Origin of the sequence: Actinoplanes sp. TFC3 (assembly GCF_001553785.1) — a bacterium.
Lineage (GTDB): Bacteria > Actinomycetota > Actinomycetes > Mycobacteriales > Micromonosporaceae > Actinoplanes.
This window is the reverse complement of record NZ_LOJP01000002.1, coordinates 778515-793559: the sequence shown is the minus strand read 5'-3', so window position 1 is coordinate 793559 and position 15045 is coordinate 778515. Positions and strand designations below refer to the sequence as shown.

9 protein-coding genes are annotated in these 15045 nt (G+C 70.1%); 6 read left to right on the top strand and 3 right to left on the bottom strand.

Annotated features, from left to right (window positions below):
• Nucleotides 1-149: 149 nt before the first annotated feature.
• Nucleotides 150-1772: a chaperonin GroEL gene (gene groL, locus TFC3_RS30800; protein ID WP_067509021.1), complete on the top strand. Its 1623-nt coding sequence runs from the start codon at nucleotides 150-152 to the stop codon at nucleotides 1770-1772.
• Nucleotides 1773-1928: 156 nt separating this feature from the next.
• Here groL and TFC3_RS30795 read toward each other — a convergent pair whose 3' ends face one another.
• Nucleotides 1929-7334 (bottom strand): Ig-like domain-containing protein, encoded by a 5406-nt coding sequence (locus TFC3_RS30795; RefSeq protein WP_082772621.1) that lies wholly within the window; start codon nucleotides 7332-7334, stop codon nucleotides 1929-1931.
• 60 nt (nucleotides 7335-7394) lie between these two features.
• The gene (locus TFC3_RS30790; RefSeq protein ID WP_236718553.1) at nucleotides 7395-8600 is read right to left on the bottom strand and encodes an MFS transporter; all 1206 of its coding nucleotides are present in this window, start codon (nucleotides 8598-8600) and stop codon (nucleotides 7395-7397) included.
• Nucleotides 8601-8661: 61 nt separating this feature from the next.
• Here TFC3_RS30790 and TFC3_RS30785 point away from each other — a divergent pair, with 61 nt between their 5' ends.
• Genes TFC3_RS30785 through TFC3_RS30775 form a run of 3 tightly spaced genes read left to right on the top strand, consistent with a single transcriptional unit; the run spans nucleotide 8662 to nucleotide 11572 of the window.
• Nucleotides 8662-9492, top strand: a complete 831-nt coding sequence (locus TFC3_RS30785; RefSeq protein WP_067509016.1) for a winged helix-turn-helix transcriptional regulator — start codon at nucleotides 8662-8664, stop codon at nucleotides 9490-9492.
• A gap of 35 nt (nucleotides 9493-9527) precedes the next feature.
• Nucleotides 9528-11309, top strand: a complete 1782-nt coding sequence (locus TFC3_RS30780) for a glycerol-3-phosphate dehydrogenase/oxidase (protein ID WP_067509014.1) — start codon at nucleotides 9528-9530, stop codon at nucleotides 11307-11309.
• Entirely contained in the window at nucleotides 11306-11572 is a 267-nt protein-coding gene (locus TFC3_RS30775; protein ID WP_067509012.1) for a DUF4031 domain-containing protein, read from the top strand. The genes TFC3_RS30780 and TFC3_RS30775 overlap by 4 nt, the downstream gene beginning before the upstream one ends.
• On the opposite strand, the gene TFC3_RS30770 is transcribed toward TFC3_RS30775, so the two are convergent.
• Nucleotides 11550-12194: a metal-dependent phosphohydrolase gene (locus tag TFC3_RS30770; RefSeq protein ID WP_082772619.1), complete on the bottom strand. Its 645-nt coding sequence runs from the start codon at nucleotides 12192-12194 to the stop codon at nucleotides 11550-11552. The genes TFC3_RS30775 and TFC3_RS30770 overlap by 23 nt on opposite strands.
• Nucleotides 12195-12225: 31 nt before the next feature.
• Here TFC3_RS30770 and TFC3_RS30765 point away from each other — a divergent pair, with 31 nt between their 5' ends.
• Both TFC3_RS30765 and TFC3_RS30760 read left to right on the top strand, forming a co-directional pair.
• Nucleotides 12226-13389, top strand: a complete 1164-nt coding sequence (locus TFC3_RS30765) for an aromatic acid exporter family protein (protein ID WP_067509008.1) — start codon at nucleotides 12226-12228, stop codon at nucleotides 13387-13389.
• A gap of 205 nt (nucleotides 13390-13594) precedes the next feature.
• The coding region (locus tag TFC3_RS30760; RefSeq protein WP_082772618.1) for a PrsW family intramembrane metalloprotease at nucleotides 13595-15045 on the top strand (1451 nt) is incomplete at its 3' end.

Genomic DNA, 15045 nt, shown 5'->3' with positions numbered 1-15045 from the left:
TCCGGGGCACGGGACCGGTCGTCGCGGGCTATCCGGCTCGGCCTGAGGACGTCGCGACGCCAGGTGGCGGCGTCCAAAGCGTTCCGCAACCAGCGGAGAGCGGGGCCGAGGAGGCCCGGCACCGCGCATGTCCAGGAGGACACAGCCGTATGGCCAAGATCATCGCATTCGACGAGGAAGCTCGTCGCGGCCTCGAGCGGGGCATGAACCAGCTCGCCGACGCCGTCAAGGTGACGCTCGGTCCCAAGGGCCGCAACGTCGTGCTCGAGAAGAAGTGGGGCGCTCCCACCATCACCAACGATGGTGTGTCGATCGCCAAGGAGATCGAGCTCGAGGACTCCTACGAGAAGATCGGCGCCGAGCTGGTCAAGGAGGTCGCCAAGAAGACCGACGACGTGGCCGGCGACGGCACGACGACGGCGACCGTCCTCGCCCAGGCGCTGGTCCGCGAGGGCCTGCGCAACGTCGCCGCGGGCGCCAACCCGATGGCCCTCAAGCGAGGCATCGAGGCCGCCGTCGCGAGCGTCTCCGAGGGTCTCTCGCAGCTCGCCAAGGACGTGGAGACCAAGGAGCAGATCGCCTCCACCGCCTCCATCTCCGCCGGTGACTCCACGGTCGGCGAGATCATCGCCGAGGCCATGGACAAGGTCGGCAAGGAAGGCGTCATCACCGTCGAGGAGAGCAACACCTTCGGTCTCGAGCTCGAGCTCACCGAGGGCATGCGCTTCGACAAGGGCTACATCTCGGCGTACTTCATGACCGACGCCGAGCGCATGGAGGCCGTCTTCGACGACCCCTACATCCTGATCGCGAACAGCAAGATCTCCGCGGTCAAGGACCTGCTCCCCGTCCTGGAGAAGGTCATGCAGGGCGGCAAGCCCCTCGTGATCATCGCCGAGGACGTCGAGGGCGAGGCCCTGGCCACCCTGGTCGTCAACAAGGTCCGTGGCACCTTCAAGTCCGTCGCCGTCAAGGCCCCGGGCTTCGGTGACCGCCGCAAGGCCATGCTGGACGACATCGCCATCCTCACCGGCGGCACGGTCATCAGTGAAGAGGTCGGCCTGAAGCTTGACGCCGCCGACCTGAGCTTGCTGGGCCAGGCCCGCAAGGTCGTCATCACCAAGGACGAGACCACCATCGTCGACGGTGCCGGCAACGCCGAGCAGATCCAGGGCCGGGTCAACCAGATCCGCGCCGAGATCGAGAAGTCGGACTCCGACTACGACCGCGAGAAGCTGCAGGAGCGCCTGGCCAAGCTGGCCGGCGGCGTTGCGGTCATCAAGGTCGGCGCGGCCACCGAGGTCGAGCTCAAGGAGCGCAAGCACCGCATCGAGGACGCCGTGCGCAACGCCAAGGCGGCCGTCGAAGAGGGCATCGTCCCCGGCGGTGGCGTGGCCCTCGTGCAGGCCGGCAAGACCGCGTTCGACAAGCTGGACCTGGTGGGCGACGAGGCCACCGGTGCCAACATCGTCAAGGTCGCGCTCGACGCCCCGCTGCGCCAGATCGCCGTCAACGCCGGCCTCGAAGGCGGCGTCGTGGTGGAGAAGGTGCGCAACCTCGAGTCGGGCCACGGCCTGAACGCCGCCAACGGCGAGTACGTCGACCTGCTGGCCGCGGGCATCATCGACCCGGCCAAGGTCACCCGCTCGGCGCTGCAGAACGCCGCTTCCATCGCGGCGCTGTTCCTCACCACTGAGGCTGTTGTCGCTGACAAGCCCGAGAAGAACCCGGCTCCGGCCGGTGCTCCGGGTGGCGGGGACATGGACTTCTAAGTCCTGCTCTTTCTCACCAGGCCGTCCCCGTTCGGGGGCGGCCTGGTGGCTTTCTTGCGCTGGGACGGCGAGGGGCCGGGATGGCCGCAATTGGCTGACAGGGGTATTTCCTACGCCAACTGCGGCCATCCCGGCCCCTCACCTTGCATCCGAGTCTTAGCGGTTGGCGTGCTTGCCGGGGCGGTGCCGGCCGGGGCCGCGATGCTCGCGACCGCCGATGGCCAGCCAGGCGGGGGTGCGGCCGCCGAAGAAGAACAGGGCCGCTCCGACGATCAGGGTCAGGATGCCCACGCCGCCCACCGACATGAGGTCGGCGCCGGTCTTGGGCAGCTTGATCACTGCGCCGGTGTCCGGGGTGTCGACCTGGTTGACCACTACCGTGACCGTGACGGTGGCCGTGGCCGTGCCGCCGCGGCCGTCGCTGATGGTGTAGGTGAAGCTGTCCCGGCCACCTTGGTACCCGTCGTTCGGGGCGTAGGTGATGGTGCCGTTCTTGTTCAGCACCGCGTGGCCGTGGCGGGGCTTGCCCACCTTGGTCACCGTGAGCGGGTCCGTGTTCGGGTCGCTGTCGTTGGTGCGGACCTTGATGACCACCGACTTGCCGGCGTCCACGCTGGTCAGGTCGTCGACCGCGGTGGGGGCGGCGTTCGGGCCGGCGACCGTGACCTTGACGGTGCCGTAGGCCAGGTTGCCGTCGGCGTCCGTGGCGGAGTACGAGAAGCTGTCGATGCCCGCGAACCCGGCCTTCGGGGTGTAGGTGACAGTGCCGTCGGCGTGCAGTGTGGCCGTACCGTGTGAGGGTTTGCCCACCGCGACCACCGTGACCGCCTTGTTGTGCTTGTCCACCTTCGGCAGCCCGATCGTCACCGGCGTCGCCGGCTTGGCCGTTGTTGACTTGTCCGGCACGGCCGGCGGCTCCCCGACCTTGATGGTGACGGTCGAGGTGGACGTGTCGGTGCCGTTGCCGATCGTGTACGTGAACGACACAGTGCCCGAGAACTTCGCCGGCGGCGTATAGCGCACCGTGCTGCCGGTGAAGGACACCGCACCCTGCTCCGGCTGGGTCACCCCGATGACTGTGATGGCGTCGCCGGTCGGGTTCAGGTCGTTGGTGAGCACCTTGACCGTCACGGCCCGCTGGTACGGCGTGGTCCGCTCATCCGGCAGCGCGACCGGGGCGCCGCCGGTGACGGTCACCGACACCTGACCCGTGGCCGTGCCGCCGTTGCCGTCGCTGATCACGTAGGTGAACGTGTCGGTCCCCGTCCAGCCGGCGTCGGGTTCGTAGCGCACCTTGCCGTCGGCGGTCAACGTTGCCTTGCCGTGCGCTGGGCGGCCGAGCGAGGTGAGGCTGAGCTTCTGGCCGGTGTTCGGGTCGGTGTCGTTGGCGAGCACGTCGATGTCGGCCTGGCCGTTCTTGACCACGGCGGCCCGGTCCAGCACGGCCACCGGGTCGGCGTTGGCCACGGTCACCGACGCCTGGCCGGTGGACTCGTTGCCGGCGGCGTCGCGGACCACATAGGTGAACGTGTCCGCGCCGGCGTACCCGGGCTCGGGGGTGTAGCGCACCTTGCCGTCGACGATCTTGACCGTGCCGTGCTGGGGCTGGGTCACCGACCTCAGGGTCAGCGCGCCGCCGTCGCCGTCATTGGCCAGCACGTTGAGGTCCACGGCGCGCCCGGCCGGGGTCGTGGCCTGGTCCGGGGTGGTCATTGGGATCTGGTTGATGGTCACCGTCACGCTGGTGGTTTCGGTGCCGCCGAGGGCGTCGATGACCACGTAGTCGAAGGTGTCGGTGCCGGTGGCGCCGGCCTTCGGCGTGTACGTGATCGTGCCGTTCGCGTTGACCACGGCGGTGCCCTTGCCCGGCGTGGCCACCGACAGCACGCGCAGCGCCTGGCCCAGGTTCGGGTCGGTGTCGTTGTCCAGCACCTTGATCACTACCGGCTTGCCCGGCTGGGCCACGGCGGTGTCCGGCACGCCGATCGGGTTGGCGTTCTGCACGGTGATCGTGACGGTCGACGTCGAGGTGGCGTGCGACGGGTCCTCGATGACGTAGGTGAACGTGTCAGTACCGGTGAAGCCGCGCTCCGGCGAGTACACCAGGTTGCCGCCGGACAGCGAGACCTGGCCGTGCCCGCCGTTGGTGAACGAGCGCACCGAGATCAGGTCGCCGTTGGGGTCCTTGTCGTTGTCGAGCACGGTCACGGTGACCGCCTGGTCGGTCGGCGTGACGGCCGAGTCCGGCTTGGCGATCGGCGCCGAGTTGATCACGGTGAGGGTGACCGTGGCGCCCGCTACGCCACCCCGGCCATCGGTGATCGTGTAGTGGAAGCTGTCCGGGCCCAGGTAGCCGGCGGTGGCCTTGTAGGTGACGGTCTTGTCGGCGTTGATGGTGGTTGTGCCGTGGGCCGGCGGGTTGTCGATGGTGATCGTCAGCGGGTCGTCGTTGGGGTCGCCGTCGTTGAGCAGGATGTCGATGGGCAGCGCCACGTTGGCCTCGGCGGTGACCGTGTCGGGGTTGGCCACCGGCACACCGTTGTTGATCGTGACGGAGACCGTCGCGGTGCCGAAGCCGCCGCGGCCGTCGCTGACGGTGTAGGTGAACGAGTCCGGACCGGACCACTTCGTCGCCGGTACGTACAGCACCTTGCCGTTGCTGAAGCTGGCAACGCCATGGCCGGGGACCGAGGTGCCCCACACGGACAGGGTGTCGTCGTTCGGGTCGGTAGCGTCGGCGAGCACGTCGAGGATGACAGCGGTGCCGTAGCCGGTGGTGACGGTGTAGTTCTTGGCGATCGGGGCGGCGTCCTTGACGGTCACGGTGACCGTCGCGGTGGCGGTGGCGGTGCCGTCGGAGATCTCGTACGTGAACGTGTCGACGCCGGAGAACGTGGCCTTCGGCCGGTACGTGATCTTGCCGTCGAGTTCCTCGGCGGTGCCGTTCGACGGGGTGCCGACGTGCGTGATGGACAGCGGGTCGTCGTTGGCGTCGGTGTCGTTGTGCAGCACCTCGATTTCGACGGCGGTCAGGTACGGCGTCTCGGCCTGGTCGTCGTCGGCGGCCGGCCCGGCGTTGTCGACGGTGACCTTGACGGTCGCGGTCTTCGTACCGCCGCGGCCGTCCGAGGCGGTGTAGGTGAAGGTGGCGAGCCCGCGGAACTTCGGATTCGGGGTGAACGTCAGCAGGGCGCCGTCGTGGGTGACCACGCCGGTGTCCGCGCCGTCGGCGGGCTGGGTGACAGCGGAGATGGACAGGGTGTCGCCGTTGGCGTCGGTGTCGTTGTCGAGCACGTCGATGGCCTTGGCCACGCCCGACGCGGTGGTGGCCACGTCGTCGTTGGCGATCGGCCGGGCGTTGTCCACGTTGACGGTGATGGTGGCGGTGGCGACGCCGCCGTGGCCGTCCTTGACCCGGTAGGTGAAGGTCTCGGTGCCGGCCCAGCCGGTCGGCGGGTGGTAGGTGATGCTCTGGTCGCCGTTCAGCACGGCGGTGCCCTGGGCGGGCGAGGTGGCCAGCTCGATGGTGAGGGTGTCGTGGTCGGCGTCGCTGACATGGCCGGCCGCAATGATCGTGGCGGTGCCGTCGGTGGCGATGTCGGCGGTGATGTCGTCGGCCTGCGGTGCGGTGTTCACCCGCAGCGACGCCGTCTTGGTGTTGTCGGCCGGCGTCGCGTCGGTGCCCGAGCCGGACGCCACCATGGTCGCGTCGGAGGCGAGCACGGCGGCCGGACCGGCCGTGGCGGTGATCGTCACCGGGACCGAGCTGCCGCTGACCAGCGCCCCGAGGGCACATGTGATGTCCTGGCCGGTCTGGGTGCAGCCGACCGGCAGCGCGTCAGCAGTGATGCCGGTGGGCAGGGTCAGCTTGGCGACGGGCAGTGGCTCGCGGTCCGGGCCGTTGTTGGTCACGGTCATGACGTAGGAGAAGGACGCCGGTACGTCGCCGCGCTGGACCGTGTCGGGGGTGACCGTCAGGTCCGCTGTGAGGTTGGCCGCAGGCCGGTTGACGGTGGTGGTGACGACGTTGCTCGTGCCGCTGATGGTGCGCCCGGTGACCTCGCCGACGTAGGCCAGCCCGGCCACGTTGGTGATGGCGAAGCCGGAGGGCGTGTTGTCGTTGACCTTGACCCGGTACGTGATCACCGTGGTCGCGCTGGTGGCCAGGGTGCCGCCGGCGGTGCCGGTGGCGCCGGTTCCCAGGCGGAAGGTGGCCTTGCCCTGGGCGCCGTCGAGGGCGAAGGTGGCCGGGTCGTCGCCGTCCGCGTCGGTGCGCGCGGTGCCGTCGATCTTCAGCGAGCCGGGGACGTACGTCGTGCCGGCCGGGACCGCGTCGGTCAGCACCGTGCTGATGCTGTTGTCGGTGCCCTTGTTGCGCACGCTGATCGCGTATTCGATCTCGTCGCCGGGCATCAGCCGGTTGTCGCCGGCCGGCCGGGTCTCGTCGGTGCCGGTCAGCGTCGCGGTCAGGTCGGGGGCGTACAGGTCGGTGGTGAAGGTGACCACGCCGGGGTAGAAGGTCTCGCCGCCCGTCGCGGTGGTCAGGGTCAGCGTGGCGCTGGTCGCGTTGTTCAGCAGCTTGCCGGTCGCATCGAACTGGTCGATGTCCAGGCCCATGGTGTTGAGGTTGTTCGGGGTACGGTCACCCACCGACACGTTGTCCTCGGAGATGGTGCTGTTGAAGAAGTTGCTGGCCGGGTTCCGGTCATCCGACATCGACGTGCCGTTGAGCTTGAGGGTGTCGCCGGTCTTGCCGAGGTCGCCCTCGTAGACCACGGTGCCGATCTTGGTGGTGACCGGGCCGGTGCCGGGCGTACGGAAGCCGTCGACCGCGATGTCCACGCTGGTGGAGTTGCTGCTGACGATCCCGAAGCCGTCGAAGACGCGCAGGTCCCGCATGGGCAGGGCGGCGTTCTGGTACACGATCACGAGCGACCAGCCGGCGTAGCGGTCGATTCCCGTGCCGGCCTGGATGTTGCCGACGCCGTACACGCCGTTGCCCGCTCCGGCCACGACCGAGGTGACGTCGGCCATCATCTGGTAGGCGGTCGAGGCGGGGGTGAAGGTCTTCGTCGCGGTGATCGTGGACCAGCCGGACGTACCCGGAACCGAGAGTTTGACTTTGTTCTTGTCATCGGGCGTGGGGGCGGCGGCTGCACCGGTCCCGCTGCCCGCCGCGGTGTTCGCACTCCAGTACAGCCCGGCGAAGAGCACCGTGCTGTCGGCCGGCATGGCGATGGTGGCGGTGCTGGAGTTGAACAGGTTCGCCGTGCCGTCCCCGCCGGCGTTCTGCATGACGTAGCCGTTGTTGTTCAGCGACTCGTCGGACGGCGAGCCGGAACCACCTTGCGCGGCGGTGCAAGCGGTGTTCGCCGGGGGACAGACGAGGTTGGCGTTACCTCGCAACAGGATCGCTCCGTTGGCGTTGGTGCCGAACTGCTTGCCGAACGGCGCCGTGATGGCGGCATTGGCCCGGTTCATGTAGAACGTCATGGCGATGGCGACGGTGACCACCACCAGGACGGCAAGCACACGGTGGGGCGCTGAGCGCAGAACCTGCATGTTCCTGAAGCTAGAAATCGTCGATAGCTGTTCGGGTGCAGCGCAGTCGCAGCCGCAGAGTTAGCGCCTGGCCGCCGTCACGTCGGGAAGGTCGCGCCGCCCGCGCACCGGCGAGAACAGCCAGATGGCCGGAGCGAGGGCGGTCACGGCGCCGAGCCCGGCCAGCGCCGGCCGCGTCCCGATGAGCCCGGCCAGGGCGCCCGCCACCAGGCCACCGATCGGAATGGCACCCCACGAGATGAACCGGACGGTGGCCATGACCCGGCTCAGCAGCTCCGGTGGGCTCGCAATCTGGCGATAGGTACGGGTGGTCACGCTGAGCACGACCACTCCGGCCGAGAACAACAGATTGCCGAGTACGAACCCCGCGTACGACCCCCACGGCACCAGAAACGCCCCCGCCGCAGCCACGAACCCGGCCACGAGCAGTCCTCGGGCCGTGCCCACGGTGGTGGTGAACCGGGTGGTCAGGGCGGCCCCGGCCAGCGTGCCGACCCCGTCCGCGGCGAGCAGCACGCCGACCAGTCCGGGCGAGGCACCGAGATCGCGGACCAGGTACAGCGGGTAGAGCGCGTACTGCACGCCGCAGACGAAGTTGACAGTGGTGGCGACCCACATGCCCGGACCCATGACCGGGTGCCGGACCACGAACGCGAAGCCCTCGCGGATCATCTCGCCCATCGGCGGCCACTTGTCCGGCCGGGCCACCCGCCGGGCCGGCAGGGTGCGCAGCAGGGCGGCCGAGACGAGGTAGCTGACCGCGTCGACCAGCAGCGTGGGCACCGCACCAAGGGCCTGCACGATGAGCCCGCCCAGGGAGGGGCCGCCGAGGCTGGTGGTGGCATGGGTGCCCGAGGTGAGGCTGTTGCGCGCCTGCAGCTGGTCCTTGCCGACGATCTCGGGCAGGAACGTGGAGTTGGCCACGTCGAACACCACGTTGGCGAAGCTGACCACCAGCGCGGTGACGACCAGGTGCGCGACGGTGAGTTCACCCAGCCACCAGGTGAGCGGGATCGAGCCGACCGCCGCCGCCCGGATCACGTCGGCGCCGAGCTGGGCCCCGCGCAGTGGCAGCCGCTGCACGATGACCCCGGACGGCAGGCCGATGACCAGCCAGGCCGCGTACTGCGCGGCTGCGATCAGGCCCATCTGGAGGGGGCTGGCGTCGAGGACCGCGAGCGCGGTCAGCGGCAGTGCCACGCCCCCGATGGCCGAGCCGAGGCCGCTGATGCTCCCGGCCGTCCACCACCGCCAGAACACGCTCACGGTCCCCGCCCCCCCGTCGGCTCCAGTGAGTTCCAATCTGGAACGCACTATACTTGGATCCGTGCGACAGGTCGAACTTGGTGATGCCGACTGCGGCATTGCGCAGGCCCTGGGCGTGCTGACCGACTGGTGGACGTTCCTGGTGGTGCGCGACGTCGCCGGGGGAGTCACCCGGTTCGATGCGCTGCAGCGGGAACTGGGCATGAGCCGGCGCGCGCTCACCGAACGGCTGGGCAGCCTGGTCGAGCACGGCGTCCTGCGCCGGGTCGCCTATTCCGAGCGCCCGCCGCGCTACGACTACCTGCTGACAGCCAAGGGCGAGGGGCTGTTGCCGGTGCTCATCGCGCTGCAGGACTGGGGCACCCGGCACGTGATGGGCGATGGCTCGCTGACCGCCACCTCGTCGCCGACCTCGGCCGAGGCGCACCGCGTGCACAATCTCGTCGGGCACCGGATTCCCGAGTTCACCGTCGAGGCACCAACTGTTCTCTACTTCTTCCCCGGGGCCTACCCGCCCGGTGCGCAGGGCTATCCGCCGGGTTGGGGAGACATTCCCGGGGCTGCTGGATGCACCCTGGAATCCACGACGTATGCCGCGCGAGCTGGGGATTTCGAGACTTTGGGCGTACGGGTAAAAGGCGTCAGCACGCAACGGCCCGACCAGCTCGACGCCTTCGCGCGGCATGCCGGTCTGCCGTTCCCCCTGGTTTCCGACCAGGACGGCAAGCTGGCCGCGAGCCTGCGCCTGCCCACGTTCCGAGCCGGCGGGACGGACCGGTTCAAGCGCCTCACGCTGCTGGTTGATGCGGCCGCGACGATCCGGGCGGTGCAGTTCCCGGTGACCGATCCGGCCGGTTCCGTCGACGAGATGCTGGCTACAGTTCGTGGCTGATATGACGCGCAGCGTTACAGCGCTACGGTGGGATTGTGCGCTCTCCTTCGGATTCCCGGTACACGGCCGGCCGGCTCTCGCCGGTGCGTCGGGTCGATGATCTCCGGCGGCTGCGTGACGAGCAGTTCGACGTGCTGGTCATCGGCGGTGGCGTCACCGGCGCCGGCGCCGCGCTGGACGCCGCGTCGCGTGGCCTGAAAGTTGCCCTCGTTGAGGCGCGAGATTTCGCCTCCGGCACCTCCAGCCGCTCCAGCAAGTTGATCCACGGCGGCCTGCGCTACCTCGAGCAGCTCGAGCTGCACCTGGTGCACGAGGCCCTCACCGAGCGCGGTCTGCTCACCAGCCGCCTCGCCCCGCACCTGGTGCGCCCGGTGCCGATCCTGGTGCCGCTGGAAACCGCCTCGCCGCCCGCGCGCGTCTGGCACCGGCTCTACTACGGCCTCGGCGTGGCCGCCTACGACGTGTTCGCCGGGCTGTTCGGCACCGGTCGGGGCATGCCGCTGCACCGCCACCTGACCCGCGACGGCGCCCGGCACCTGTTCCCGAGCCTGCGCGCCGACAAGATCGCCGGCGCGATCCGCTACTTCGACGGGCAGGTCGACGACGCCCGGCTGGTCGTCACGCTCGCGCGCACCGCGGCCAGCCTCGGTGCCGCCGTGGTGACCAGCGCCCGGGTGACCGGCTTCCTGCGCGAGGCCCGCCAGGTCGTCGGCGTGAAGGTGCGCGACCTGGAGGACCCGGGCTCGCCCGAGTTCGAGGTGCGCGCCCGCACGGTGGTCGCGGCCACCGGCGTGTGGAGCGATGACATGTCCCGGATGCTGAACGACGTCGGCGTCAAGCCCGGCCTGCGGGTCCGCGCCTCCAAGGGCGTGCACCTCGTGGTGCCGCGCTCGGCGATCACCGGCGACGCCGGGCTCATCCTGCGTACCCCCACCTCGGTGCTGTTCGTCATCCCGTGGGGCGGCCATTGGATCATCGGCACCACGGACACCGACTGGGAGCTCGACCGCTCGCACCCGGCCGCGTCCGCGCGCGACATCCGCTACCTGCTCGACCAGGTCAACACGATCCTCGAACGCCCGCTGACCATCGACGACATCGAAGGCGTGTACGCCGGTCTGCGCCCGCTGCTGTCCGGCGAGGCGGATTCCACGTCCAAGTTGTCGCGCGAGCACGCCGTCGTCGAACCCATGCTCGGGCTGCTGCTGGTGGCCGGCGGCAAGTACACGACCTACCGGGTGATGGCCGCCGACGTCATCAACCGGGCCGTGCGCCGGCTCGGGGTGGACCGCCCGTCGCGCACCGCTGAGCTGCCGCTGCTCGGTGCCGATGGCTACGCCTCGGCCTGGCGGGACCGGCAGGACATGGCCCGCCGGCACGGGGTCACCACGGGGGTCATCGAGCATCTGCTGGAGCGGTACGGGACTTTGGCCGTACACCTGCTGGCTCTGCTGGAAGCTGAACCGTCGCTGGCCGTGCCGCTCGCCGGGGCGCCCGAGTATCTGGCGGCCGAGGTCGCTTATGCGGCGACCGCCGAGGGCGCGCTGCACCTGGATGACGTGCTCACCCGCCGGACTCGGATCTCCTTCGAGACCACCCACCGCGGCAGCGAGACGGCCCGGCACGCGGCCACCATCATGGCCGGCGCGCTCGGCTGGGACCAGGCCGTCCGCGATCGCGAGGTCGAGCACTACCTGGCCCGGGTCGAGGCGGAACGCCAGTCGCAGAAGATGCCCGACGACCTCACCGCCGACGCTGCTCGCCTGGGCGCGCCCGACGTGCGGGGCTACGCGGCGGATCGCGGCCTGACCCTTTGATTCTCGTTGACGAACCGCGCTGGCCGGGGCGGGGCCGGCTCTGGTCCCACCTGGTCAGCGACGTGTCGTACGCCGAGCTGCACGCCTTCGCCGAAATGCTCGGCGTGCCCCGCCGCGGATTCGACCGCGACCACTACGACATTCCGGAGACCCGCTTCCCGATGGCGGTGTGGCTCGGCGCCGACCTGGTTGCCTCGCGCGACATAGCAGCGCGGTTACGAGCCGCTGGCCTGCGCCGGCCTAAGCACCTGCAAGCCTCCTGAGCTCGGCTTCGAGGTTGCGCCGGGCGGTGTCCTCCCAGCGCTGCTTGAGCGGCGCATGCCGGTAGATCGACGGCAACTCCAGCAGCGAAACCAGCACCTGCGCCCGGGCCGCCCGGAAAGTGTCGTCCGGCACGTGCGCGTACTCACGGCGGATGGCCTCGGTGTACGCCGCGTACCGCTGCGCATCGGCGGCCAAGATCCCCAGGTCGGCGTCGCACAGCAGCTCGCCGTCCGGGTCGTCCTCGCCGGTGGCGTGCCCCGCGGTCAACCCGACCAGCCGGGCCACCTCCGCGGCGATCTCGGCCGGCATGCCCAGCGTGGCCAGCAGCCCCTCAGCGAACGCGGCGCTGTCACGCTCGTTGGCGTCGCCCAGCGCCCGCGGGTCGTAGATCGCGTCGTGCATCCAGGCCGCCAGCCGCACCCGATCGGGGTGCCGGGCCAAGTCGGCATGCTCGTCGACGATGTCCAGCACCGCGGTCAGGTGGTGCACGTCGTGATACTGGCGCTGCGGCTCTGACCAGCGGCCGAGCAGGTACGCGCCGGCCGCTTCGAGGTCCGGGCCGGTGGCCGTGGCCCCGGCGCCTGACGCGGCGGCGATCCAGCGGTCGAGAAGAGAAGTCACGGGCGCAATCCTGGCACGTAGGGTTCGCTGCATGAGTGATCGCGGGCTGGCTGCCGTCCTCGCCGAGATCCGGGGCCGCTCCCGCACGGGCGTGCAATCCGGGTACGCCCGCGTGCGCGGCGGCTTCGGACTGGCCGTGCAGGCGGGACTGGCCGCGGGCATCGCCTGGTTCATCGCGCACGACCTGGTCAACCGGCAGAGCCCGTTCTTCGCCCCGATCGCCGCGGTGATCACGCTCGCCTCCTCGGTCGGGCAGCGCGCCAAACGCACCATAGAGCTGGTGCTCGGCGTGGCCATCGGGATCGGCATCGGCGACGCGATCATCCTGCTCATCGGCACCGGCCCCTGGCAGATCGGCCTGGTCGTGGTGCTGGCCATCCTGGTCGCCGCGGCGGTTGGCGGGGGCACGCCGCTGGTGGTGCAGTCGGCTTCCTCGGCGGTGCTGGTGGCCACGCTGACCTCGGGGGCGAACCTGCCGTACACGCGGTTCTTCGACGCGCTGATCGGGGGAGCGGTCGGCTTGGTGGTCATGACGCTGCTGCTGCCGCTCAACCCGCTGACGGTGGTGCGGCGCGCGGCCGATCCCGCCCTGCAGGAAATGGCTGAGGACCTGCGGGCGGTGGGTGCGGGCATGGCGGCGAAGGATGCGGATTCTGTTCGTACGGCGTTGGAGCGCCTGCGGGAGGGTGAGGCCAACTTCGCGGCGTTCGCGCAGGCGGCCTCGGCGGCGAGCGAGAACATCGCCTTTGCGCCGGCTCGGTGGCGATCCCGGGGAGCCTTGAGCCAGTACGTGGAGGGGGCGCCGCATTTGACGTACGCGCTGCGCAATGTCCGGGTTCTGGCCCGGCGCGTGATCACGGCGCTGGACGACAAGGAGACGCTACCGGCCTGTCTGCCGGCCAGCATCGAGCTGCTCGGCGACGCGATCGACCTGCTGCGCGAGGAGTGGGCGCGCGGCGTGGAGCCGGAGGCGACGCGGGAACGCGCGCTGCGGGCGGCGGCGGAGAGCGGGCGGGCGTACCAGGAGGGCGTCGGGTTCTCGGGCGGTGTGGTTGTTGCTCAGGTACGGACAACTGTGTCCGATCTGCTGCGCGCAACGGGGATCGAGTATGCGGAGGCGCCCCGGCTGGTCCGGCGGGCCGTTGGGTGGGCCGGGCGGCCGCGGGGGGCTCGGCGGCGGTCTTCTCCGGCCTGAGGCGGGCCCCCCCCTTGCGACTGGTAGCTGGCTGCTTTCTGCGGGGGCGGGGGTGCTTGCTGGCCGCGGGGGGCTCGGCGGCGGTCTTCTCCGGCCTGAGGCGGGCTCCCCCTTTGCGACTGCTAGCTGGCTGCTTTCTGCGGGGGCGTGGCTGCTTGCTGGCTGCGGGGGCGCTTGAATGTGGCTGGGTGGCTACGCTGGCGGCATGGCTGATGGAGTGCCGGGCGCTGCGCCTGACCCGGAATCGCGTCCGGATCCGGGTTTGTCCGCTTCGGCCGTACCGGTATCGGGGTCTGCTCCTGGTTCGGTTCTTCCGCCGGCGCCCCCGCCGCCGCCTGTTCCTGGCCGCCGGGCCGGCTGGAAACGCTGGCTGCCGCTCACCGGGATCATCGCCTTCTTTGCCGCGTGCGCGATCGCCATGCTGGTCATCCTGGGCATCAGCAACGGCCCCACCGGCCTGATCGTCGGGCTCACCGCCGCCATCCTGCCGGTGCCCCTGCTGGCCAGCGCCTTCCTGTGGCTGGACCGCTACGAGCCCGAACCGGTGCGCTACCTGGCCTTCTGCTTCGCGTGGGGCGCTGTCGTGGCCACCCTGGTCGCCATCGGCGTCAACAGCGGCGCCGCCTGGCTGTTCGACCGGGCCGGGCTGCCCACCACCCTGGTAGCCGTGATCATCGCCCCCTTCATCGAGGAGTCGATGAAGGCCCTCGGCCCGATCCTGCTGTTCTGGCGCCGCCGCCGCGAATGGTCCGGCATCACCGACGGCATCGTGTACTGCGGCCTGTCAGCGCTCGGCTTCGCCATGGTGGAAAACGTGCTCTACCTGGGCGGCCACGGCTACGCGGCGGGCGCGGAACAATATGGTCCGGCCACCGGCATCCAGAACCTGTTCCTGATCTTCATCGTGCGCATCCTGTTCACCGGCTTCGCGCACCCCCTGTTCACCTCGATGACCGGCATCGGCCTGGGCATCGCGGCCCGCTCGGCCGACCGCCGCATCCGCTGGCTGGCTCCCATCGCCGGCCTGCTGCTCGCGATGATCCTGCACGGCACGTTCAACCTGCTGCCCACCCTGTCGGCGGCCACCGGTCAAACCCTGATCATGCTGTACGGCTTCCTCGGGTTCATGATCCCCTTCTTCTTCGCCGCCGCGGGCCTGGCCATCAGCCTGCGAGGCTACGAAGGCCGGCTCACCGAAAGAATCCTGCCGGTGTACGTCCAATCCGGCTGGCTCTCCCCACCCGAAGTAGCCACCCTGGGCACCCTCGGCCGGCGCTACTCGGCCCGCCGCTGGGCCAAGCGCGTGGCGGGGGAAAGCGGACTGCAGGCAATGCGCGGCTTCCAACTGGCGTCCACGAAACTGGCGCTGCTGCGAGACGGAATGCAGCGGGGGTTGCGCAGCGAGCCGGAGGAGCTGGCTAAGGCGCAGGAGGAAGAGTGGAAACTGCTCACGGACATCCTGGGGTACCGGTCGATGTTCACCGGGCGGGATCCGCAGGCGCCGCAGGCCTTCTGGGACGGGCGGGCTTATCAGATCGCGTTCCCGGACGGGGTGACGCGGACGGTTGGCGCGCCGGTGGAGCCGGTTGTGCCGGTGCCGGTTCGGCTGGGGGCTCCTGTGGGGGGTGCATGGGGGGCTTTCGCGGGGCCTTTCGC